Source organism: Lysinibacillus xylanilyticus, from assembly GCF_001183605.1.
Lineage (GTDB): Bacteria > Bacillota > Bacilli > Bacillales_A > Planococcaceae > Lysinibacillus > Lysinibacillus xylanilyticus.
This window is the reverse complement of the sequence record NZ_LFXJ01000010.1, coordinates 82105-106067: the sequence shown is the minus strand read 5'-3', so window position 1 is coordinate 106067 and position 23963 is coordinate 82105. Positions and strand designations below refer to the sequence as shown.

General features: G+C 37.3%; 22 protein-coding genes, 1 riboswitch and 1 other annotated feature. Of the genes, 11 read left to right on the top strand and 11 right to left on the bottom strand.

Translation table 11 applies throughout. The annotated features are described in order from the left end of the window. The first annotated feature begins 315 nt into the window (after positions 1-315). Entirely contained in the window at positions 316-1146 is an 831-nt protein-coding gene (gene thiD / locus ACZ11_RS18150; RefSeq protein ID WP_049667951.1) for a bifunctional hydroxymethylpyrimidine kinase/phosphomethylpyrimidine kinase, read from the top strand. A gap of 57 nt (positions 1147-1203) precedes the next feature. Here the strand turns inward: thiD and ACZ11_RS18145 are convergent, their stop codons facing one another. After that, a complete protein-coding gene (locus ACZ11_RS18145; protein ID WP_049667950.1) occupies positions 1204-1731 on the bottom strand; it encodes an acyl-CoA thioesterase in 528 nt (175 codons plus the stop codon). A gap of 190 nt (positions 1732-1921) precedes the next feature. Between ACZ11_RS18145 and ACZ11_RS18140 the strand changes: the two genes are divergently transcribed. After that, complete coding sequence (locus ACZ11_RS18140; protein ID WP_236690905.1) at positions 1922-2257, top strand: hypothetical protein; 336 nt, start codon at positions 1922-1924, stop codon at positions 2255-2257. A gap of 391 nt (positions 2258-2648) precedes the next feature. On the opposite strand, the gene ACZ11_RS18135 is transcribed toward ACZ11_RS18140, so the two are convergent. Next, the gene (locus tag ACZ11_RS18135) at positions 2649-3011 is read right to left on the bottom strand and encodes a DUF779 domain-containing protein (protein ID WP_049667949.1); all 363 of its coding nucleotides are present in this window, start codon (positions 3009-3011) and stop codon (positions 2649-2651) included. A 21-nt stretch (positions 3012-3032) separates the two neighbouring features. Next, positions 3033-4553, bottom strand: a complete 1521-nt coding sequence (gene exaC / locus ACZ11_RS18130; RefSeq protein ID WP_049667948.1) for an acetaldehyde dehydrogenase ExaC — start codon at positions 4551-4553, stop codon at positions 3033-3035. Between the two features lie 282 nt (positions 4554-4835). On the opposite strand from exaC, the gene ACZ11_RS18125 reads away from it, so the two are divergent. Together ACZ11_RS18125 and bshB2 are read left to right on the top strand one after the other, a co-directional pair. Further along, positions 4836-5186 (top strand): YojF family protein, encoded by a 351-nt coding sequence (locus ACZ11_RS18125; protein ID WP_049667947.1) that lies wholly within the window; start codon positions 4836-4838, stop codon positions 5184-5186. Between the two features lie 13 nt (positions 5187-5199). Next, entirely contained in the window at positions 5200-5889 is a 690-nt protein-coding gene (gene bshB2, locus ACZ11_RS18120) for a bacillithiol biosynthesis deacetylase BshB2 (protein WP_049667946.1), read from the top strand. 68 nt (positions 5890-5957) lie between these two features. On the opposite strand, the gene ACZ11_RS18115 is transcribed toward bshB2, so the two are convergent. After that, positions 5958-6701: a TerC family protein gene (locus ACZ11_RS18115; protein ID WP_049667945.1), complete on the bottom strand. Its 744-nt coding sequence runs from the start codon at positions 6699-6701 to the stop codon at positions 5958-5960. A gap of 246 nt (positions 6702-6947) precedes the next feature. On the opposite strand from ACZ11_RS18115, the gene ilvA reads away from it, so the two are divergent. Beyond that, on the top strand, positions 6948-8210 hold the full coding sequence (gene ilvA / locus ACZ11_RS18110) for a threonine ammonia-lyase IlvA (RefSeq protein ID WP_049667944.1): 1263 nt from the start codon (positions 6948-6950) through the stop codon (positions 8208-8210). Positions 8211-8390: 180 nt separating this feature from the next. On the opposite strand, the gene ACZ11_RS18105 is transcribed toward ilvA, so the two are convergent. The 4 genes from ACZ11_RS18105 to ACZ11_RS18090 form a co-directional block, all read right to left on the bottom strand. Further along, on the bottom strand, positions 8391-9335 hold the full coding sequence (locus ACZ11_RS18105) for a nuclease-related domain-containing protein (protein WP_049667943.1): 945 nt from the start codon (positions 9333-9335) through the stop codon (positions 8391-8393). Between the two features lie 216 nt (positions 9336-9551). Continuing rightward, on the bottom strand, positions 9552-10346 hold the full coding sequence (locus ACZ11_RS18100; protein ID WP_049667942.1) for an ABC transporter ATP-binding protein: 795 nt from the start codon (positions 10344-10346) through the stop codon (positions 9552-9554). Further along, positions 10339-11367 carry an ABC transporter permease gene (locus ACZ11_RS18095; protein WP_049667941.1) on the bottom strand — a complete coding sequence of 343 codons (1029 nt, stop codon included), beginning with the start codon at positions 11365-11367 and terminating at the stop codon, positions 10339-10341. Before ACZ11_RS18095 ends, ACZ11_RS18100 begins: the two co-directional genes overlap by 8 nt. A 706-nt stretch (positions 11368-12073) precedes the next feature. After that, complete coding sequence (locus tag ACZ11_RS18090) at positions 12074-13096, bottom strand: ABC transporter substrate-binding protein (RefSeq protein WP_049667940.1); 1023 nt, start codon at positions 13094-13096, stop codon at positions 12074-12076. A 569-nt stretch (positions 13097-13665) separates the two neighbouring features. Between ACZ11_RS18090 and ACZ11_RS26425 the strand changes: the two genes are divergently transcribed. The 5 genes from ACZ11_RS26425 to ACZ11_RS18060 all read left to right on the top strand — a co-directional run bounded on the left by ACZ11_RS26425 (position 13666) and on the right by ACZ11_RS18060 (position 17610). After that, on the top strand, positions 13666-13917 hold the full coding sequence (locus ACZ11_RS26425) for a hypothetical protein (RefSeq protein WP_049667938.1): 252 nt from the start codon (positions 13666-13668) through the stop codon (positions 13915-13917). 152 nt (positions 13918-14069) lie between these two features. After that, positions 14070-14465: a DUF1259 domain-containing protein gene (locus ACZ11_RS18075; RefSeq protein ID WP_049667937.1), complete on the top strand. Its 396-nt coding sequence runs from the start codon at positions 14070-14072 to the stop codon at positions 14463-14465. A gap of 273 nt (positions 14466-14738) precedes the next feature. Next, positions 14739-14783, top strand: a riboswitch (PreQ1 riboswitch). Positions 14784-14789: 6 nt separating this feature from the next. Then, positions 14790-15272 carry a QueT transporter family protein gene (locus ACZ11_RS18070; protein WP_049667936.1) on the top strand — a complete coding sequence of 161 codons (483 nt, stop codon included), beginning with the start codon at positions 14790-14792 and terminating at the stop codon, positions 15270-15272. A gap of 92 nt (positions 15273-15364) precedes the next feature. Beyond that, positions 15365-15566, top strand: a binding site (T-box leader). A 60-nt stretch (positions 15567-15626) separates the two neighbouring features. Then, the gene (gene trpB / locus ACZ11_RS18065; protein WP_049667935.1) at positions 15627-16790 is read left to right on the top strand and encodes a tryptophan synthase subunit beta; all 1164 of its coding nucleotides are present in this window, start codon (positions 15627-15629) and stop codon (positions 16788-16790) included. Between the two features lie 289 nt (positions 16791-17079). Then, positions 17080-17610, top strand: coding sequence for a hypothetical protein (locus ACZ11_RS18060; protein ID WP_049667934.1), 531 nt, complete (start codon positions 17080-17082; stop codon positions 17608-17610). Between the two features lie 161 nt (positions 17611-17771). On the opposite strand, the gene ACZ11_RS18055 is transcribed toward ACZ11_RS18060, so the two are convergent. Next, the gene (locus ACZ11_RS18055; RefSeq protein ID WP_049667933.1) at positions 17772-18725 is read right to left on the bottom strand and encodes an L-threonine 3-dehydrogenase; all 954 of its coding nucleotides are present in this window, start codon (positions 18723-18725) and stop codon (positions 17772-17774) included. A gap of 323 nt (positions 18726-19048) precedes the next feature. Then, positions 19049-20722, bottom strand: a complete 1674-nt coding sequence (locus ACZ11_RS18050) for a methyl-accepting chemotaxis protein (RefSeq protein WP_236690904.1) — start codon at positions 20720-20722, stop codon at positions 19049-19051. Positions 20723-21162: 440 nt separating this feature from the next. Here ACZ11_RS18050 and ACZ11_RS18045 point away from each other — a divergent pair, with 440 nt between their 5' ends. Beyond that, entirely contained in the window at positions 21163-22347 is a 1185-nt protein-coding gene (locus ACZ11_RS18045) for an FtsW/RodA/SpoVE family cell cycle protein (RefSeq protein ID WP_049667932.1), read from the top strand. A 241-nt stretch (positions 22348-22588) separates the two neighbouring features. Here ACZ11_RS18045 and ACZ11_RS18040 read toward each other — a convergent pair whose 3' ends face one another. After that, positions 22589-23947: an aspartate aminotransferase family protein gene (locus tag ACZ11_RS18040; RefSeq protein ID WP_049667931.1), complete on the bottom strand. Its 1359-nt coding sequence runs from the start codon at positions 23945-23947 to the stop codon at positions 22589-22591. Positions 23948-23963 lie beyond the last annotated feature (16 nt).

Here is a 23963-nt window from a genome sequence, read left to right as displayed (position 1 = left end):
TATCCAGTTCAATTATGTCTTGGCATAATTGCGTCCAGAATCGGCTTTGTACTTAGGCCTGCAAGTGTTTTTTGTGCGAAAGCGCAGCGACAGCAACAGAACACCCTCTGAAATAGAGGAACTCAGTCTAAGAACGCCAAGTCCTGTGGCAACGACCAACATCATGTTGGCTCAAAGCCTCCGGCAGATGTCACAGAATCAAGAAGTTAAACTGACCTTCTAAAAATATCTAACTCTGACTATTTTTATAGCATCAGAATAGGACTATACTAGATGGTAATTTTAAAACTTTTATCTATAAAGGAGATATTCCACATGGTTCTTAAAAAAACTTTAACGATTGCTGGTTCAGATACATCAGGTGGCGCAGGTATGCAAGCTGACCTTAAAACATTTCAGGAACACGGCACATATGGCATGGTGGCATTAACAGTTGTCGTAACAATGGATCCAAACGGTTGGACTCATAACGTAACGCCATTACCAACAGAGCTTTTGCAAAAACAAATCGATACTGCTCTTTCAACAGGCATTGACGCCGTAAAGACTGGTATGCTATCAACGGAAGAAATTATTCGTATCGCAGGTGATGCTATCGCAAAATCTGGTACGACTAATGTTGTCATTGACCCTGTAATGGTATGTAAGGGAGAAGATGAAGTATTAAACCCTGGCAATACAGATGCAATGATTCAACATCTTTTACCATTAGCTGCAGTTACAACACCTAACTTGTTTGAGGCTGGGCAATTAGCCGGAACTGGAACACCAAAAACTATCGAGGAAATGAAAATAGCAGCTCGTAAAATTCACGACCTTGGTGCTAAAGCTGTTGTGATTAAAGGTGGAAAAGCGTTAGCTACTGAAAAAGCAACTGACTTATTCTTCGACGGTGCAAAATTCTACTTATTAGAATCTGAAAAAGTCGCTTCTACTTATAATCATGGGGCTGGCTGTACATTTGCTGCTTCAGTAACAGCAAACCTTGCAAACGGTCTTTCAGTACAAGAGGCTGTAATTGAAGCAAAAGAATTCGTTTCAGCAGCAATCGCTCACGGTTGGGCATTGAATGACTATGTAGGACCTGTTATGCACGGTGCAAAATCTCGTTTTGGCGCACCACAAGTAACAGTGACAGAAATTTAAATATGAAGAGGCATCTGATTAGTTTCAGATGCCTCATTTATATATAGTAGTTCTCCTTCATTTCGAGCAATCCCACGGATCGTTCATCGAAATGAATTGAGCCAATGCCTTACTTTCCTTTTTACGCTCTGCACGCACCTTCGCTCGTTCAGATGCAGTTTCATGTAGCTTTGTCTCCTCTACTGTTTCTGGAATGACAAATGGAACTGGGGTTGGTTTATTATTTTCATCTAATGCAACAAAAGTTAATAACGCTGTTGCCGCTACCTTACGTTCTCCCATTTTCAAATTCTCTGAAATGACCTTTACGAAAACTTCCATTGAAGATGTCCCTGTCCACGTTACATAAGATTCGAAATAGACAGAATCGGTCGGGCGTATTGGATGCAGGAAGTCTACAGAATCCGTTGAGGCCGTCACACAATCTCTACGACTATGTTTAGCAGCGGAAATTGAAGCTACTAGATCGATGTCACTCATTAATCGACCGCCAAACAGTGTATTATGATTATTAATATCATTCGGAAAAACTCGACTTGTACGCATAACTCTAGATTCTTTACAATATTTAAAGTCTTTGTTCATATCCATTCCCCCTAAAACAACTGTTTATTTCTACATATTGATTTATTTTTCCATGAAAATCAATTAAAATACCAGAAAGTTATGAATATTTATTTTAACAGAGGTTTAAGGTTTATTTCTTCAAATGCTCAGGACAAGATACACTACTACTTCATATGCCATATATTAGCTTTATATGGGAGGGAGAAAAATGGCAAGACGTAGACAACAACAAGACCCAGATCCAAATACACAAGCAAGTTTCCTAGGTGCTCAAGAAGCAGGTCTCCTAGGTGAAGACACAGGTGTCCAAGGCGGAAATATAACCTCTACGAAAGTAGAATTAATATCTTCAATGGTTTTGACAATAGGGTATTCATTAGCAACCCTCTCCAACATTTTAGCATTGCAGGAAGAAGAGGCAATTGAACAATCAAGATCATCAGACGCGCAAAATCAAAATGTACTTTTTAGACAAATGCATAGGCATCTATCACATCTCAACAATCGTCTAGATTCCATTGAACGAAAAATCAACCGATATTAATAAATACATACCCAAAAATACCGCTAATTATAAAAAGCCGCGATTCTCCGTCATAAAGAGAATCGCGGCTTTTTTACCATACTATGATAATGAGCTTTCAGTCTTCTTCCCTAATTACAGCTATACATATCAATGTTGAAGGAACGTCATCTATTGTACCAAGATAGAATTCGTTATTACCTAGTTTAAAATTCCCTTCAACATTATGCGCTGCCTTTCCGTCAGTTAAGGAAGAAATCATGGTCAGTATCTTTTCATTTGTGAAACCGTATACAATACAAAACGACACATTTTGTACAAAATTGCTTTCACACTCATTATATTGATATATTTCTATAATTTTTTCAAGAATATTGCTTAAAAATCTTCATAGATTAAAAGATGCAATCAATTAAAAGAGTTTTATTACTTCTTCATACTCTTCTGTTGTGAATACTCTAGAGTTTGTAATGAAATGCATATTTTCAACACTATCTAAAGAAAAACTTGCACCTCTGCCCTCAATCGCATGAATAATCAATTGCGTATGCTTAAAATATTCATATTGCGCTCTATGAATGTAAAAAGGAACGTCACCTATTGTACCAAGATAGATATCGTTTTCACCAATTTTAAAATCCCCTTCTACATAACACATCGGTGCAGAGCCATCACAGCAACCTCCAGATTGATAAAACATGATAGCGCCATGCCTACTCTTAATTAGCTCTATCAAATTTAAACCCTCTTTTGTTGCAATAACTCGTTTTGCCATGTTGTTATTCATCCCTTGGTATTAGAAAAATCCTTGTGCTTCTTTTTTGTAGCTTACTAAAAGACATTTAGTTTGTTGGTAGTGATCTAACATCATTGCGTGGTTTTCACGACCGATACCAGAAAGTTTGAACCCACCAAATGCAGCACCCGCTGGATATTGATGATAAGTGTTTGTCCAAACACGACCAGCTTGAATAGCTCGACCTGCACGGTAAGCAATGTCACCAGAACGTGACCAAACACCAGCACCTAAACCATATTCTGTATCATTTGCAATTTCCATTGCTTCATCGAAATCTTTGAATGTAGTCACGCCAAGCACTGGACCAAAGATTTCTTCTTGGAAGATACGCATTTTATTGTGACCTTTGAAAACTGTTGGTTTAATGTAGTTACCTCCTGCAAGGTCGCCTTCAAGAATATTTTCTTCTCCGCCTATTAAGCACTCAGCACCTTCTTCTTTACCAAGTTTAAGGTAAGAAAGGATTTTTTGTTTTTGTTCGTTAGAAGCTTGAGCCCCCATCATGACTTCTGTATCTAATGGATTACCAATTTTAATAGCTTTTACGCGTTCTAATGCAAGTTCAATGAATTTATCGTAAATGGATTCTTGAACAAGTGCACGTGAAGGACAAGTACAAATTTCACCTGAGTTTAATGCGAACATCACAAAGCCCTCAATTGCTTTATTTAAATATTCATCATCTGAAGCCATTACGTCCTCAAAGAATACGTTTGGTGATTTACCACCTAGCTCTAACGTTACAGGAATAATATTTTCAGTTGCATATTGCATAATTTGGCGACCAACAGCTGTTGAACCAGTAAAAGCAACTTTTGCAATTCTTTTGTTCGTTGCAAGTGGTTTACCAACTTCAACACCAAAGCCGTTTACAATGTTAAGTACGCCTTTTGGTAGGATGTCTTGAATTGTTTCAATTAACACTAATAATGAAACTGGCGTTTGCTCAGCTGGTTTCATCACGATACAGTTACCTGCTGCAAGTGCAGGAGCAATTTTCCAAGCAGCCATTAAGATTGGGAAGTTCCAAGGAATGATTTGGCCAACTACACCTAGTGGCTCTTGGAAGTGGTATGCAACAGTGTCGTTATCTAATTGAGTTGTACGTCCTTCTTGTGCACGGATAACACCTGCAAAATAACGGAAGTGATCAATCGCTAAAGGAATATCTGCGTTTAAAGTTTCGCGAACTGCTTTACCATTATCCCATGTTTCTGCAACAGCAATCATTTCTAAGTTTTCTTCAATACGATCTGCGATTTTATTTAAAATAGATGCACGCTCAGTTGCGCTTGTTTTACCCCATGCATCTTTTGCTGCGTGTGCTGCATCAAGAGCAAGCTCAATATCTTCAACTGTTGAACGAGCTGCTTTTGTGAAAACTTGACCTGTTACTGGTGTTTTATTTTCAAAGTATTGACCTTTTACTGGAGGAACCCATTCGCCACCGATAAAGTTATCATATTTTTCTTTGAAATTTACTACTGCACCCGGAGTATTAGGATTTGCATAAATCATAGTATCAATCTCCCCATATTTTATTTATGAAACCGCATACAAATTATAACGACACAATTCAATTTATATTAATCTGTTTCATGTGTCCTATATTGATACATCAAAATAGTTTTTTCAAGTAATTAACCCTAATAATAGTAGAAAACAGTTTTTTTAAAATAAAGAAATTTCTGTATTTCGTTAATAACAATTATGATTTGGTTGGCAACAAAGCCTTTCGATTTCCCTTTGTCATCTTTTTTAACTATACTTAAAGGAGAAATAATCGAGAGGAGTGTTAAGATGCAAGAAGTACAAGTAAAGACGTTGCAGGAATTATTGAATTCTTTCGCCAACAAAGACGTTTATATTCATCTTGAGACGACGAACGGTTCTTATGCAGCACACTATGATGAGAAATTTTTCAATGCAGGTGCTTTTATTCGCAATGCTAAAATTAACTATGAGCTTGCTAAAGTGGTAGATGATTCACCTCATCGTGTCGGATTAAAAATGGCACATGGCTGGGTCTATGCTCAAGGCATCACACATTTTGAATTAGATGATTTAGGCCGTTTATTAATGGCTGGACTAGACTACTCAGGTAAATTGGCGATTGCACTCGAAATTAGCGAAACGCCATTTACTTATTAAGGGGGACGACTTTTTGAATTTACAACCACAACGTCATATTTTAATTGTTTACCCTCACCCAGATGATGAGGCTTTTTCAATTGCTGGAACAATTGCCTATTATACAAAGAAGATGAATACACCTGTTACATATGCCTGTTTAACTTTAGGTGAAATGGGTCGTAATTTAGGAAATCCACCTTTTGCAACACGTGAATCTTTGCCAGAAATTCGACGTAAGGAGCTTGTTGCAGCAGCAGAGGCTATGGGAATACAAGATTTACGTATGCTTGGTTTCCGTGATAAAACGATTGAATTTGAAGATGATGAAAAAGTGGTAAAGCTTGTTGAAGGTTTAATAGAAGAGTTAATGCCTTCTCTTATTTTTACATTCTTACCTGGTTTTGCAGTGCATCCTGACCATGAGGCAACAGCGCGTGCCGTAGTAGAAGCTGTTCGTCGTATGCCAAAAGCTGCACGTCCACAAGTGTTAGGTTGTGCCTTTGCAAATGATACAATTGAAAAAAATGGAGAGCCACATGTCGTCAACGATATCAGTGAAATGAAGATGGATAAAATTAAAGCATTAAAAGCACATGCATCCCAAACTGCTTGGATGATGCAAGAAACAGAAAAACGTGTCGATGACGGTGAGCCAATGAGTGAAAGCTGGCTTAATATTGAAAAATTCTATATTATAAATCCTGATCAATATGTAAAATAACAATAAATCTTTTACAACAACAAAACGGTTCTGTCCTCTTTCTTCATTGAGAACAGAACCGTTTTATATTATGCGACTCTCATCTTTTTTAAAAAATGAATAATGAAAGTTATAGAGAAAATAATAATTAACACAACAAAAAACATATAATGTGGAACGTGAATACCGATGACGCTCGCTAACATTTTCAGTGCAATAATTCCAATAATAATAAATGCTGTTGCCTCTAATTCAGGTATTTTTTCAATAATGATTAAAAATAAACCTGCAATAGTTCTCATCATTAAAATACCTAACATTCCCCCGATTAGTAATATCCAAATTTGATTGGATATCGCAAAAGCGGCAAAAATTGCGTCAATTGAAAAGGCAATATCCATCAGTTCAACAGAAATCACCGTAGCCCAAAATGTTCCAAAAAGACGAACCAACAACCCTGTTTTTTTCATCTCCTTGGCACTATCCGCTTCCCCAACCTGTAAGAAATGAGCGACACATAGCCAACCTAAATACAAGGCTCCTAGCAATTTAATAAACCAAAATTCTACCAAATAAACACCTATCCCGATAAATAAAAATCGGAAAAAATAGGCCCCCAACATACCGTACATTAATGCTCGTTTGCGTTGCTTGTTTGGCAAATGCTTCACTAGCACCGCCAATACAAGTGCGTTGTCTGCCGAGAGTAAACCTTCTATTACAATTAGTGTTGATATTAACCCCCAAGATACAGGGTCAGATAAGATCTCTTTCCACATTTCCCAATTAAAAAATTGCATGTATGTAGATAGAATTCCTTGAATGATTTCCAATTACATACCCTCCTACTTGTCCTAAGGTATTCTAGTATATGCTTGACCATTTTCGTTATGAGGAAATGTGTGCATCCTTTATTTCTACAAAAAATTCTCGAAGAAATTTAATTATTCTCCTTTTTGTAGTTACATAGATAAAACAGACACCGAAAATTTAGAATTTACTAAAAATTAATAACATAATGCTTATAATATGTGCTATCATAGATAAATGTTTTATACGGATATCGGAGGATGAATATTATGGAAGCTGCTGAAACTAGAACTGTGCAGGTAGAAAATATCTTGATTGCACATCATTTCTTAAAAGACGTAGTGGTGCACACGCCGCTACAAAAAAATGACTATTTATCCGAGAAATACGGAGCTAATATTTATTTTAAACGCGAAGATTTACAGCACGTACGCTCATTTAAACTTCGTGGTGCCTATTATAAGATTAAAAAAATTGAAGAAGAGGCTCGTAAAAATGGCGTTGTTTGCGCAAGCGCAGGCAATCATGCCCAAGGTGTTGCCTATGCCTGTGCACAATTGAAAATTCAAGCAAGTATTTTTATGCCTCAAACAACACCTAAGCAAAAAATTGACCAAGTGCGTATGTTTGGTCGTGATTATACAGAAATTATTTTAGCAGGTGATACCTTTGATGATGCTGCAGAAAGTGCATTTGCTTACTGTAATGAACAGGATAAAATCTTTATTCACCCATTTGATGATTTTGATGTCATTGCTGGACAAGGAACGGTCGCAGTTGAAATTATGAATGACATGGAGGAACCGATTGATTACGTGTTTGGTAGTATTGGTGGCGGTGGCTTAATGTCAGGTGTTTCTGCCTATGTGAAAAACCTCTCCCCTAATAGTAAAATTATCGGTGTAGAGCCTGCTGGAGCGGGCAGTATGAAGGCTGCATTTGCAGAAGGCGGTGCAGTGGCACTTGATTGGATTGACAAATTCGTAGATGGTGCTGCCGTAAAGTGCGTCGGTAATTACACATATGATGTTTGTCGTCGCTACTTAGACGACATCGTACTAGTACCAGAAGGAAAAGTATGTACAACAATTTTAGATCTTTACAATAAACACGCCATTATCGCAGAGCCTGCTGGAGCATTATCAGTAGCAGCACTCGACTCTTATAAAGAGGAGATTAAAGGTAAATCAGTCGTTATCATCATTAGTGGTGGTAATAATGACATCGACCGTATGCAGGAGATTAAAGAGAAATCTTTAATTCACGAAGGATTACTATACTACTTCATCGTTAACTTCCCACAGCGTGCAGGCGCGCTTCGCCAATTCCTAACAAGCGTTCTAGGACCAAATGATGACATTACAACCTTCGAATACACAAAGAAAAACAACAAAGAAAGTGGTCCTGCCTTAGTCGGTATCGAGCTTGGCAATCGCGAAGATTACGAAGGATTACTAGCACGCATGAATGAATTCGGCTTCAAATACAAAGAAGTAAACAACGACATTCAACTATTTGGCTTACTAGTCTAATATACAGGGTCACACTTACTATGTAAGTGTGGCTTTTTTAGGTTTATCGGAATAAATTTGTGATTTATCGGAACAATTTTGAGATTTATCGGAACAATTTCGGATTTTATCGGAATGTTTCATTAATTTATCGGAACATTTTAATAAATACAGTCTATCTGACCGCATTGATAGACTATACTATTTAATAATATACTTTCGATTCTTCTTTGCGCCTACTTCTTGAAGCTGTAACGACTTCAATATTTTATATACCGTTTTAGAGCAAGAGATTCCGAAAAAATCTTGAAATAAACCGTTCGATATCAATTCACCATACATATAACGGTAATCTTTCAGTGCATCATTGAATGCTTGATTATCTACCTCACCACAATTCTCACACCTCCACTTACCTTGACGATATTGCATAACAAATCGATAATCGCACTTAGAACATATTACGCCTTTCTTTAGTTCATCCATCTTCATATCCAGTGTCCATTGCGTAGGTTTATGCATCTTTAGAATATGTTTCGAGAGTTCTCTTAAAGCTTTTTCACTCAAACAAACTTGTTGATGTTGCTTATACAGGTGCTCCATCTTTTCAGCCAAACCACTCACATGAATAATCGGTTGCGCTGACAAACTTGGCGTCATAATCATTTTCGGATTTGCAGAGACAATCATATATACAATCGGTATATGGTAGCCCGCTTTTTGAAAAATCTGACGCATAAATCTAGCATGCCGCTTCACTTGATCAAAGGGATTTCTAAAGCCATCTACTTTGCCATCAGAAGTAATTCGAACAAATTGATGATTATCTTCCATATATTCGACACGGCCCACGATATTTTTAATTTCCACTATTAAAACAAAATTTCTCGACATATATAATGTATCCATTTGATGTATTGCTCCACCTTCAGCTTTAAGCTGTACATCATGCAATAAATAATGCCATTGCTCCAAATAGATTTCCTGCCATTCCTGATCTACTCTTTGCTCACCTGCATACCCTGCTCTTGTTCTATTTAGCATTTCTTGATAGTAAGTAGACTTTGGGTGAGATTTCGTCAACCTCCTTTCAATCATTTCTAATGCGAGTTGCTTTGATGAGACTTCCCGTTTTTTCAGTAGCATATTTTCACCTCCTTTAGCTAGATTATAATGCACTTTATCGAAAGAGTTTGCTTATTTATCGAGAACTTTTGATTGTTTATCTACCAACTTTATTGATTTATCTACCAACTTTATCGATTTATCTACCAACTTTTTTAATTTATCACCCAACTTCTAAAAAATATCGACATCTAGCAGAAAAACGCCCATACCTATGTATGAGCGTTTTATCATTCATTATCCTAGTAACGCACGGTCTGAGTTCATTTTCTCTCCGCGGATACGTTCGAACTCTGCCATCAAATCTGGGATGGTTAGTTCATGCTTGCGATCCTCGCCAACCTCTAAAATGATTTGACCTTTATCCATCATAATCAGTCGATTTCCTAAGTCTAATGCTTGTTGCATATTGTGTGTGACCATCAATGTCGTTAAGCTGTCTTTCTCGACTAAATATTTCGTAATACGTGTGATTAACTCTGCACGAGATGGGTCAAGTGCCGCCGTATGCTCGTCTAGCAATAAAATCGAAGGCTTCGTAAATGTTGCCATCAAAAGAGACAAAGCTTGACGCTCCCCTCCCGAAAGTAAGCCGACTTTTGCAGATAGGCGATTTTCCAGATTTAAGCCCAACATCTCCAATGATTCCTTGAAAAATTCTCGACGTTTTTTATCAACACCGAAGCGCATGCCTCTTCTCTTATTACGTGAGTAAGCTAATGCTAAATTTTCCTCAATCGTCATCGTTGGTGCTGTGCCAGCCATCGGATCTTGGAATACTCGACCGATATAGTGAGAACGCTTATATTCTGGCAAAGCAGTAACCTCATTCCCATCAATTGAAACTGTGCCAAAGTCTGGCGTTAATGCACCAGAAATCATATTCATCATGGTCGATTTACCAGCACCATTACTACCGATAATTGTGACGAAATCCCCTGGCTTTAAGTGCAAATTGATTTCTGCAAGTGCAATTTTTTCATCAGGCGTACCTTCATTAAAAATCTTATTAATGCCGGTTAATTTAAGCAAGGCCCTTCCCTCCCTGCTCAACCGTCTTTACTCGTGTCCTCTCTGCCGCACGCTTCACCTTACGTTTGCGTTCCTTACTCTTATTAATAAATTGAGGTAAAATCAACGCTATAATAACAATGATAGCCGTTATTAATTTCATATCTCCTGAATCAAGGAAATCTACTCGTAATGCTAATGCTAAAATAATACGGTAAATGATCGCTCCAGCAATGACAGCGAAAGTAGTGCGCATAATCGTTTTTGTACCGAAAATTGCTTCGCCGATAATAACAGAGGCAAGACCGATCACAATCATCCCAATTCCCATACTGACATCTGAGAACTTCGAATATTGTGCGATTAAAGCGCCAGAAAATGCAACAAGTGCATTAGAAAGTCCTAGCCCTAGAATTATAAGTGTATCTGTATTTGCCGAGAAGCTACGAATCATGCGTTTATTATCGCCGGTTGCTCGAATAGCCAATCCAACCTCTGTTTTTAAGAACCAGTCTGCAATGAACTTAATTAAAATCGTGATGATCAATACTACGATTATCGTACTCCATGTTGAAGGTAGATGCTGAACGCCGAAGCCTTGTAATAGGTTATTTAAAGCAGCATCGATTCCTAAATCACTCCAAAACGCTTGAAACTTTGAAAATAAAGTCTCTGAATTTAATAGCGGAATATTCGGTCGACCTATCGTATTTTCTGTAGTTGACCCCATTATACGTAGGTTAATAGAATACAAAGCAATCATCATTAAAATTCCCGATAATAGAGGATTTATTTTCCCTTTTGTGTGAAGAATTCCTGTCATACATCCAGCAATAAATCCAGCAACAATTGCCACTAAAGTCGCTAAGATTGGGTGGTAGCCAAGCAGAATCATCGTCGCTGCTGTAGCTGCCCCTGTTACAAAGCTTCCATCAACCGTTAAATCCGGAAAATCTAACACGCGGAATGTTAAATACACACCAAGTGCCATAATTGCATAGATGATTCCTTGCTCCATCGCGCCAAATATTGCTAAAAACATAGTTGAATCATCTCCTAATAATTTCTTTTACAAATTTTTCATTAAAAATTCTTCCTTGAGCTCCATTCCTTTAAATGGAGCTCAAAACTTATAAAGTCCTTCGTACATAATAGAATCGATTATTTTAAGGTTTTAGCGCGACGGCCTGTGATAAATTCTTGCCCAACATCTGTGTGCCAAAATGAAGCTCAGTGCTATAATGGCTCATCACCAAAAGTTGGAGACGATATTTATTAAAAAAGTAGATAGGTTGATGAGGTGGAGACTGGGCGACCCCTTGGGGATCAGCAATAGATGAACGAAGGCTAAAACCATCACATCCTGTGATAACGCCTTCGTGACCAACATCGTGCTGCTGCCGCTACGTTAGCACTTCGCTTTCGCGCAAAAAACACCTGTTGGCCCAAGCGGCTCATCGGACGCCCCCAGGAAGCTCTGCTCTGCGCGAAAGCGAAGCGTCAGCGGCAAATGTTTTATCTGTGCGAAAGCGAAGCGACAGCAACAAATGTTTTCTGTAGCGAAAGCAAAGCGACAGCTACAAAGCGCCCCGTCGGAACGGAAATCAACCCTTACTTTATGATAATGAGCAAGATTTAATAGGAATTCACATAAATCCTCTACCAACACAAAACACTTAAAAGTAGATAAAGCGGAGGCAGTTTTACTTCTCCCCCGCTTCGCTCCATAAGATGATCATGTCAGGTCATTACTTTTCTAACAGCTCTGCACCCCAAGAATCTTTAATTTCGATTCCTAAATCATCCGCTACTTTTTTATTAATTAATAGTTTTAGCTTTTGTGGGTATTGAGCCGGTATATCAGCAGGTGTTGCTTCACCTTTTAGAATCTTCACAGCCATTTGCCCCGCTTCATAACCGATGTCATAATATTCAAAACCATATGCAGCTAAGCCACCACGCGCAACAGAATCAAGCTCTCCTACAACTAGTGGTAGTTTATTAGAATTTGCTACATCAATTACAGACTCAAGAGCCGAAACTACTGTATTATCAGTAATGATATAGAATGCATCTGCTTTACCGATTAATGATTCAGCAGCTTGTTTTACTTCCGCAGAAGTTGCCGCAGATGCCTCAACTACTGTTAGGCCTTGCTCACCCATAACTTTTTTCACTTCTTTTACTTGTGCTACTGAGTTTTGCTCACCAGCGTTGTAAACCATACCCACTTTTTTCGCACCTAATTCCTTTAAGAATGCTACTGTTTTCGAAATAGTATCAGGATGTAAATCGATTGTTCCTGTTACATTTTTCCCTGGCTTCTCCATAGATTCAATGAGCTCTGCGCCAACAGCATCCGTTACAGAAGTGAAGACGATTGGAATATCACTAGTAGCTGTCGCCGCTGCTTGTGCAGATGGCGTAGAGTTAGCAAAGATTAAATCTACGTTGGCACTTACTAGATTGTTTGCAATCGTCGTGTTAAGGCTGTTATCTCCTTGTGCTATTTGTGGATCGTACTCAACTTTTAATCCTGAATCTTCAATTGCTTTTTTAAAGCCATCCGTTGCAGCATTTAAAGATGGATGCTCAACTATTTGAGTAATCCCGATCTTATATGTTTTGTCATCTGCATTGCTGCCCTCACTTGCATTATTCTTTTCGTTCCCTTTCGAATCTGATGAACTAGAACCACCGCTACCACAAGCAGCAAGCATTAAAACTAACCCAAATAACAGGAACGAAAGCTTTTTCAGATTGCTTTTCACAAATAATCCCCCCGACTATTATCTCTGATATTTATCACACTTTATCCAAACAAAGTGTGAATGTATCGCTATATTATCGTTATTATTAAGGTTCGTCAACAACATTATGAATGTTCTGACTTTTAGATCCTGTGAAACATTTTATCTTTTCAATCAATTTGTCGCTTTAAACCGCTAAACTACGCTGTTTTTAAAATTGATTTCTTTTTTTAACATAACAAAAATTTTTTTGACAATTTCACGAAGTTATTTTTCTGTCATTTGATTTTTTAAGTAATTTATGTAAAACTCCAAAAACCTGACATTCCCCATAAGAAATGTCAGGCCTTCATAACAGTATTTGCTTTTACTTCTTCAAGATCTCTAATAACCAACTACTTTGAGGTAACAGGATATCTGGGAAGCATACGTGCGTTTGAGCAACACCTTGAATGGCTGAATACAGACAACCTGCGAGTATTTTAGAATTATCAGCTCGTATTATTCCCTTTATGTTTTTAGTCTCCTTTTTTGTATTTAATGCATATGATGCAAATGAGACAGTGCTGTTCCCAAAAAGGAGGAATACCATGAATAATGATGAAAGGGATTTAAATCATCAACCTTCTTATTCAAAAGAGAAGCAAAATGCAAAAACAGGAGATATTGACACAATCATTTCTAATCTTTGTGATAGTCTATTCGAATTTGCTCTAGATTTTGCCTTAAATGCCTTAGAATATACAAAAGAATTAGATGAAGAACTAGAATATACGGATGAATTTAAAAAGCAACTAGACGATTTAATTGTTGAAATAGAAGAAATTAAAAATGTTATGTGAGGATTAGTTTCAAATAAAAAACCCTTATTACTTTCTCTTCAAGGCATCCTCATTATAAATAATCAACTATGTCTCGGCTTGTTTGTAGTTGTCGCTTTGCTTTCGCTACAGAAAATAATTGCCGAAAGAAGTTTAATAATAGAGGTGTCTAAATGCAAAGCTTTCAAGATATGTGTACAAAATTTGCTCAGATTGCAAACGGAAAAGCTTCTATGGAACATGGCGTATGCTCAGTAAGACTTAATCGAAATCTTAATGTTATGATTCAAGGTCGCCCAAGTCGTAGTGCACTTCATGCTGGGATAACATTCGAATCGCTCGATATATATGGAAATGCACTTAACTTAGGTGAGGTTGTAGTACTAGAAGAGGAATTATCCCCATTTGTTAAGGTACTTGCTGAAAATAATTTGATTATTAGTGCTGTTCATAATCACTGGATATATTCGGACCCCGCTATTTTATACGTTCACTTTCAATCAATAGAGCCCCCATTAATTTTTGCGCAAAAATTTGCTCAAGCTTTTAGACTATTAAAAAACTATTGAATGTTCACTTTAAAAGAACTGCTTATAACAGTTCTTTTTTGATATGACCGGACTCCCCTTTAGTTGTTGCTTCTCATCCATTCCACCTGCAAAGAAGCATGTGTACAAGCCCCCTTCTTATGGTTTCAAAATTTAAATCCTGGTTACACACACATATCTAATTAATGAGCAACGAACAAAAGCTAAATATTACCGTTAACACTATGTATTTCTGCGTTTTTTTTGCTCATCGCTATTTACAAATAAGCATGAACATTGATATGATTGCATTTGCTTCACGTGGTTCGTAACCATCCCACGTAAAAAAACTAAGGAGAAATGAATATGAAAATAAAATTTTTAGCAACGAGCGGCATTATTGCAGCGCTCTACATTGCTGTTACATTGTTAGTCGCGCCATTTGGCTTTACAGAGGTGCAGTTCCGTCTATCGGAAATGTTTAATCATCTAGTTACCTTTAATCCACGCTTTGCCGTAGGGATCATTATTGGTGTATTTATCTCTAATCTATTTTCACCACTCGGCATCTACGATTTAGTTTTCGGTGTAGGCCATTCGATGATTACCCTTGGGTTACTCATTCTTATTTGTAAATTTGTTAAAAATATTTGGGCACGTTTAGTCATCAATACATTTTTATTTACATGCACTATGTTTATCATTGCATTTGAATTGAACTTAGCATTAGAATTACCATTCTTCTGGACATGGTTGACTGTTGCTGCAGGTGAATTTGTTGTCTTAGCGGTCGGTGCACCGATTATGTATTTATTGAATAAACGCTTAAACTTCAAAAATTTAATTTAATTTACCAGACGGATCTTATTAGATTCGTCTTTTTTATTTTCTAGGCACTATTACCTTGACACTATTCTGAAAATACTTTACAATTCTTTTCAATAAATGCTTGGAAAAAGAATAGTAGCAAGCGATAGTACTTAAAGAGAGCTGATGGTTGGTGCAAATCAGTAGTACATACTTGTGAATGGGCTTTGGAGCAGCCTCATCAAATATGAGGACGAATTTACTCCCCGTTACCGGAGTACGAAAGAGCGCATTTTTTTGCGAATTAAGGTGGCACCACGGTTACTCGTCCTTTTTACAGAAGGATTGTAGTGGCTTTTTTTTATGGAAAAATTAGATAAGAGGAGTCGAGAGAAGATGAGTATAGTAGTAGAGAAAAAAGGATATTTTGGTGAATTTGGCGGTAGCTTTGTTCCTGATGAGCTTCAAAATGTATTAAATATTTTAGATGAAAACTTCCAAAAATATAAAGACGATGAAGACTTTAATAAAGAGCTAGATTATTATTCCCATGAATATATTGGGCGCAAATCCCCACTTTATTTTGCAGAAAATTTAACAAAACAATTAGGTGGCGCAAAAGTTTATTTAAAGCGTGAAGATCTTAACCATACAGGTTCACATAAAATTAATAACGTTCTTGGACAGATTTTATTAGCAAAGCGCATGGGTGCTAAACGTGTGATCGCCGAAACAGGTGCAGGTCAGCATGGTGTAGCAACAGCAACTGCTTGTGCAATGTTCGGGATAGATTGCACAATTTATATGGGTTTAGAGGATACGAAACGTCAAGCATTAAACGTCTTCCGTATGGAACTTCTTGGTGCAAAAGTAGTAGCTGTTGATAAAGGTCAAGGGCGACTAAAGGATGCAGTAGATGAAGCATTTGCTGATTTAGTTGAAAATTATGAGACGACTTTCTATTTACTAGGTTCTGCTGTTGGACCTCATCCATTCCCTTCAATGGTCAAGCATTTCCAATCGGTCATTAGCCGTGAAAGTCGCGAACAAATTCTAGAAAAAGAAGGCAAGCTACCAGCAGCAGTACTAGCTTGTGTCGGTGGCGGTAGTAATGCGATCGGTGCATTCGCAGAGTATATTGCAGATGAAGATGTTCGCCTCATCGGTATTGAACCAGATAAGGCAGCAACATTAAATGAAGGAACACCAGGTGAATTACACGGCTTCAAATGTTTAGTACTGCAAGATTCAAAAGGCAATCCGCTACCAACATATTCGATTGCTGCTGGGCTTGATTATCCTGGAGCTGGTCCAGAACATAGCTATTTAAAAACGATTGGTCGTGGAGAATACGTAACGGTGACGAATGAAGAGGTGCTTGAAGCATTCCAAGTGCTGTCAAAGGTTGAAGGAATTATCCCTGCACTTGAGAGCTCTCACGCAGTTTCTCATGCACTAAAGCTTGCGCCAACATTATCTCCGGAAGAGAGCATTATTATCAATATCTCTGGCCGTGGAGACAAAGACGTAGAACAAGTATTTCAAATGTTAAATAAATAAAATGAAAGAGCGACTTCCCTTTGTGGAAATCGCTCTTTTATCTATACGAATGAACCTAATTCCGGATAAATTTCTGCCACATTATCTCTTAGCTTAGCCTTCAGGAACTTTCCAACTGATGTTTTTGGAATTTCATCTAAAAATACCACATCATCTGGTAAAATACCGCATTCCAGCAGATAGATGGTTAAGCTTGTTATCGAAAACCGATTCTAGTTCTCACATTTTTTCCTTTGGTCGTACAATAATATTATTTTATTAGTAAAATATTTATTAAAGGAGTGTTTATATGAAAAAATTTCTATTATATTTTAGTGTCTTATTTTGTTTGGTTTCAGTAGTAGGTTGTAACGAGCAGGACAAGGCTGTAAATGGTGAGTTTCTTTTAGGTAACTTTGGCGCTGATTGGAAGGAAGAAACTTATTATTTGGTTGTTCCAATTAATTGGTCAGGAAAATCACATGTAACAATAGAATCTATAAAGTTAATAAAAAAAGACGAAAAGCCTATTACATACGAGGAAGATGGTATAAAATATGAATTCTTTGGTGCAGACCCATTAAAGTCATCAGGGATATACGGTGAGTCAGATGTTGGAGAATTGAAAAATATAAAGGATTTAGAAATAGATGATGATGGTAAAATTGCGCTTAAATTAGTATTAGGAGAAGAGGTAAATGAAGACAGTGAACGAAGAATAAAAATTAGTTTTAGTATCAACGGAAAAGAATATGAAAAAATTGTTGAATGGAAAACCCTTGAACAATTAACTACGGTGTCAGAAAACAACTCAGTTATACCCTACACAACGGTGAAGTAGAAGCGACAGCTACAAAGCGCCTAGCCGGAACGGAAATCAACACCACGTCTTGCCGAAGGGTCATACTGGTATTTAAAAACATCTCCAAAACTCTTTAGTTTTCCAACACTAAAAGCGGACGAAGAAAACTAAATTCTTCGTCCGCTTTTGGGATTTATTATTTATGAACAGGCTTTTGTTTGTAGTTTGATTTTTAATTTATCAAGCATATCAACTGTCATTTTTGCTAGATCATATTGTGCTTTAAAGCCCCATTCTTTTTGTGCCGCTTCTATATTTATAGAATTTGGCCAGCTATCTGCTATCGCTTGACGTACTGGATCTACATTATAATCCATACGGAAATGTGGCAAATGCTTTTTAATTTCCTCAGCAATTTCAGATGGCTCGAAGCTCATTGCAGTGATATTAAAGGCATTGCGATGTATTAGTTTGCTACTATCTGCTTCCATTAAATCGACAATAGCTTGCAATGCATCTGGCATGTACATCATGTCCATGTACGTACCTTCTTGAATATAAGATGTGTACTTCCCTTGCTTGATCGCCTCATAGAAGATCTCTACTGCATAGTCTGTCGTACCACCTCCTGGAGGAGTTACGTATGAAATTAACCCTGGGAAGCGTACACCGCGAGTATCTACACCAAAACGATTGAAATAATAATCACATAACAGCTCACCAGCAACTTTATTTACCCCATACATTGTTGTTGGACGCTGTAATGTATCCTGTGGCGTATTATCCTTCGGTGTCGATGGACCGAATGCGCCTATTGAGCTTGGCGTAAAAAATTGCAAGCTTAACTCACGCGAAACCTCCAACGCATTCATTAAACCACCCATATTTAAATTCCACGCTAGCAAAGGGTTTTTTTCTGCTGTTGCCGATAATAATGCCGCTAAATGCATCATTGTATCTGCACCAAAATCCTTCGCTAAATCATGCATTCTTTGTCCATCCGTCACGTCCAATACTTCAAATGGACCTTTAGAATGCTCAAGCTTCCGGATATCTGTTGCTAATACATTGTCCTCTCCATAAATACTACGAAGTTTTTCTACAAGCTCAGAACCTATTTGACCTAATGCTCCTGTAACCATTATCTTTTCCATTTCTCCAAACCTCCACCTGTGAACAATTGTACTTTTGGAAAGTACAATAATATATAAATAAACATTGATTTAATAACATTCCTGATGAAATTCATTATAATTTGTTCGCATTAAAAATACAACCATAATATTTTTAATTTTTAAAAACAGAACGTAAAATCCTTTATCATCAGTATATGAGACCTATAAAATATTGTGCTAGCAAAATAAATAAAATACATATGTACGTCTCAAAAGTACATTTGTGAGCGTTATTAATTTTTGTTCGACACTAGTCGAACAAAGAACCTACTTTGTATACAAAGTAGGTCCGTTATTTCCTATTAAATTGAGAAACGCTTTACGGCTACCTGTAAAACTTTTGATACCTTATGTAGCTCTTTAATATAATCATGGAATTGCTGCTGTGCGGTTAATTGATCGGCTGTTAAAGTAGCAACATGTTTAGTGGATGCTGCATTCGTATCAGAAAATGATGTTAACATTACCGCATCTTCACTAACCTTTTTCGTATGGTTGGCTATTTCTTGAATGGTTGCAGATACTTCCATTATATATGGTTTAATTGTATGTACTTTTTCTAAAATTTGATCGAAGTTTGTTGCCGTATCTCCTGTAACCTGCACACCCTTTTCAGTTGCGACTAACACACCTTCCATCATTTGCACAGCATAGCTAGAATCTAAATGAATATTTTGCACAATCGACGTAATCGTTTGCGTTGAATGAACCGTTTGCTCCGCAAGCTTGCGAACTTCATTAGCCACTACCGCAAATCCTTTGCCATGCTCCCCTGCTCTAGCAGCCTCAATAGATGCATTTAAGGCTAGGAGGTTTGTTTGCGCGGTAATTTTTTCAATCACTTCAACCATTTGATCGATCGAAGCTGCTCTCTCTACAAGATTAAAAATGGCTGTATTTGATTTTTCAACTGCATGTTTAATAGCCTGTATTTGTGTTAAATTTGCCTGTACTATTTCCGTACCACTTTCTGCATCACGTGCAGTTTTATGAGCAAAATTTTCAACAACCTGTACTTTTTCTAAAATTACTTGCACACCATTTAGTACTTCCTCTAGAGATGCCGTATTGGAAGCTAATTTTTGGGTAGAAGCAGCAGTTGAATGTGAAATGGACTGCACATCCTTTGCAATTTTGCGTATCGTGTTAGATGATTGCTCGGAGGATTCCTGTAGTTTTCCGGTCATTTCTTCAACCTCATGTGCACTACTCGATACTGTATGAAGTAGTCTTTTCACCTCAGTTACCATTTGATTGTAAGACAATACTACCTCGCCAAGCTCATCCTGTGCCACATAACTGGCATTCGCTGTGAAATCACCCTGCTCTGCACGCTTTAATAATGATTTCAATTGACGTGTCGGTATATTCACAGCTTTTGTTGCTATAAATCCTATACAGATTACTATCAAAACAACAAAAAAACATACTCCTCCTAATAACCAATACCCAAACTGCACATCATTCTGGTATGCCTGTTGCTGCTCCTTAGCCCTCTGAACTAAATAGCTTTGAGTTTCTTCTAATAATGAATGACTTTGCTGACTTACAGGTAAATAAGACTGAGCATAAAATTGTTGTTGTTCATTTTGGCTCAATTGCTTATAGTTATCGATCAATTCTACCTGCTGTGCGAGTAAGGTCTTAAATTTCTTCATCTGATGGTTCGTCTTTTTATCGATTTCTAGACTTTCTAAATGATTTAAAGGCTGCTCAGCGTTTTTTAAAATGACAGTCATTTCTTGATAAGCTCCAGCTGAATCCACTAAATAATCTAATTGTCTTTGTGATTCCTCTAGTTCATTTAACCATCCGATCGGTACAAGCCCTTCTGTATAACTTTCACTTGCATGCCATGACATTTTCCGCAAATAATCAACACTAAAAATACCTAGCAATACATTCGATAGTACACAAACGATCATCAGTATAAGTAACTTGTCCTTCACCATTATGTATCGAAAAAAATGCATCATTCTTGGCTCCTTCTCCAACTCTTACCAATAATGATAGTATGAAGATATAAAGCCAGTGTTATGTTTTTGTAAAGATTGCACGAAGAATTGTGAAATTAATCCCATTACTCCTAATATTATAGGCGCATATATCCCTCGGAGTAACGTGATATTAGTCCTCACTAAATGCCTGGAATACCAGTTCAATTCGGAAATTCCCTCTACATTATGATGAGAGCTTCACTTTCCCCGTAACCTCACACTGCTTTGCTTACGCACATAAATCAATCAAACGTCATCTTGATAATCTTACGAATCCACTCATATAGCATCAAATGGAAAATCGACAAAATAGTAGAATGGGTTTATAAATTATAATAATCATAATAATCATTTATCTCGCAACCTTCTACATTTCCTATCGTTGTCTATTAATAGTACAGAAAAAAGGAGGTGTTTGAATGTTACAGTTTAATAAATTACAGTTCAATAAATTAGATAAAAGTTTAGTCATTAGCTTGTCATTACTCGGTATTATTAGTTGTCTCTTTGTCCATTCCAGTAGTACGGTGTTTGAACAGTATGCAAGCTCGTTTATTATAAAGCAGTTTTTTTATTACCTAATCGGATTTTTAATTATGTATGGAGTAGCAACGCTTGATATTGAGCAGCTAAAAAAAGTTGGCTGGCCATTTTATTGGGCGATGGTCTTGTTAACATTTGGCTTATTTATTGCACCCGAAAGTATAGCTCGGACTGTAAACGAGGCGAAGCGTTGGTACCAAATCCCAGTGTTGGGATCTATTCAGCCGTCAGAGTTTTTAAAGTTCGCGTTTTTAATCGTTGTCAGTAAGGTCATTGTTGAACATCGAGAGAAATATGTGCGCCCAACCTTTTTAACAGATATGCGACTTCTCTTAATCATTGCTGTTATCGCTCTTCCACCTACGCTTGCTGTTTACAAGCAACCTGATACGGGCATGGTCATGCTTTATATGTCGATGATTGTTCCGATGATTTTCTTTTCAGGTATACAAAGGAAATTACTTATAGCCTTTACAGCCATTCCAGTATCTATTCTCAGCGTTGTGGTTATTCTTTATGTAAAGTTTAATGATTTTTTCACAGATCAAATTTTAAATAAATTATCAGGGCATCAAATTTCTCGAATTCATGGCTGGTTGCAGCCTCATGAATATCCGGACTCCTCTTTTCAAACAAGGCAGGGATTTTCGGCAATTGGTTCAGGACAGTTTACTGGAAAAGGTTACATGAAAAATAATGTCTATGTCGTGGAAAAGCATACAGATTTCATTTTTGCCAACATTGCTGAAGAGCTCGGGTTCATTGGAGCGGCATTCGTCATTACTCTTTTATTTTTGGTTATTTACCGTATTGTCCTCATTACAGTAGAAGCAAAGGACCCATTTATGACGCTGATGGGAGCAGGTATTTCTAGTTTATTAGCCTTCCAAATTACACAAAATGTCGGTATGACAATTGGACTTTTACCTGTAACAGGTATGACATTGCCGTTTTTAAGCTATGGCGGAAGTTCCCTCATATCAAATTTCATGTTAATGGGCATTGTGATGATTATTTATAATTCTTATAGCGGCTACATGTTTAAAACAACAAAAGAGTAGGTGAAGGAAGGCTCGTATGAACAATATTTTTAAAAAGAGAATTTTATTATCATTATTCCTGACAGGAGTAGTTTTGTTCATACTCATAGTTCGCCTCGCCTTTCTTATGCTATAAGACAATCAAAAAGCTGCCTCATAAGTTTTTACTACAACTTTTGAGACAGCTTTATTTATATAGGCAGTAATGTACCGAAAGCAAAGCATCAGGTACAAGACTCACCCTTAATATGAAACCTACTAGTTAAAGCTTCACTTTATGAATACTATCAATGACAACCTTTACGATTGTATCAAGATCCTCTTGTACAATATTAAGTGGTGGAGATAATGTTAATACGTTATTAAAGCCTGCAACAGTTGCACCATTTTTACCTATAATAACACCCTGCTCCTTACATGCAGCAATAACAGCATTTACTTTATCTAATGGTAAAGGCTCCTTCGTCGTTTTATCTGACACTAACTCGATACCAATTAATAAACCTTTGCCTCGAACATTCCCAACGTTCGGGTGATTATTCAATGCTTGCTGAAGTGCTTGCAGAGTAGCAGCTCCAACCTCACTAGATCTTTCAAATAATGCTTCTTGCTGAAGAATCTCAATATTTTTCAATGCTACCGCACATGCAACTGGTGATCCACCAAATGTATTGACATGACGGAAATAACCGTATGCATCAGACTCGGTAAAAGCCTCATAAATTTCCCGTTTTACCGCTGTAGCTGATAATGGTAAATAGGCACTTGTAATTCCTTTTGCCATTGTAATAATATCTGGTTTTACACCGTAGTTCATAAATCCAAATGGCTTACCTGTTCGACCAAAGCCACAAATTACTTCGTCTACAATCATTAAAGCTCCATGTTTTTTACACACTTCTTCAATACCCCTTAAATAGTTCTCCGGAGGCATGATGACGCCCCCACCTGTAATAATTGGCTCTAAAATCATTGCGGCGATAGTGTCACTTAGCTCCCACGTCATCGTCTTATCTACAGCCTTGACGCTTGCTAAATCTGCTGGGGCAAGTGTATCACTTTCATGTTCCCGATATTGATCAGGTGGTGCTACATGGATAAAACCAGGAGATAGTGGTTCATATTTATATTTTCTTTCCGCTTGCCCTGTCGCAGCCAATGCTCCAAAAGAACTTCCGTGATATGCACGGTAGCGAGAAATAATTTTATAGCGAGAGCTTTCCCCTTTTTGTTGATGATACTGACGTGCAATTTTAAACGCAGTTTCATTAGCCTCTGACCCACTATTAGAGAAGAAAATAACATAGTCTCCACCAAGCATCTCATTAATCTTTTCAGCCAGTTCAACTGCTGGTAAATGTCCTTGCGATAAAGGAGCATATGCATTTTTCATCATCTGCTCATGTGCAACATCTGCTAATTCTTTACGACCATAGCCTACATTTACACACCACAATCCTGCCATTGCATCGATGTATTCAACTCCATCTGTATCAACAATCCTTGCACCATTTGATTTTTCTACTACATATGTCGCTTGTGGATTGTAAGGTTTCATTGAATGCCATACATATTGTTCATCTTTCTTTAAAATATCACTTTTAAGATTTACTTGAACCATATCTATACACCCCTTT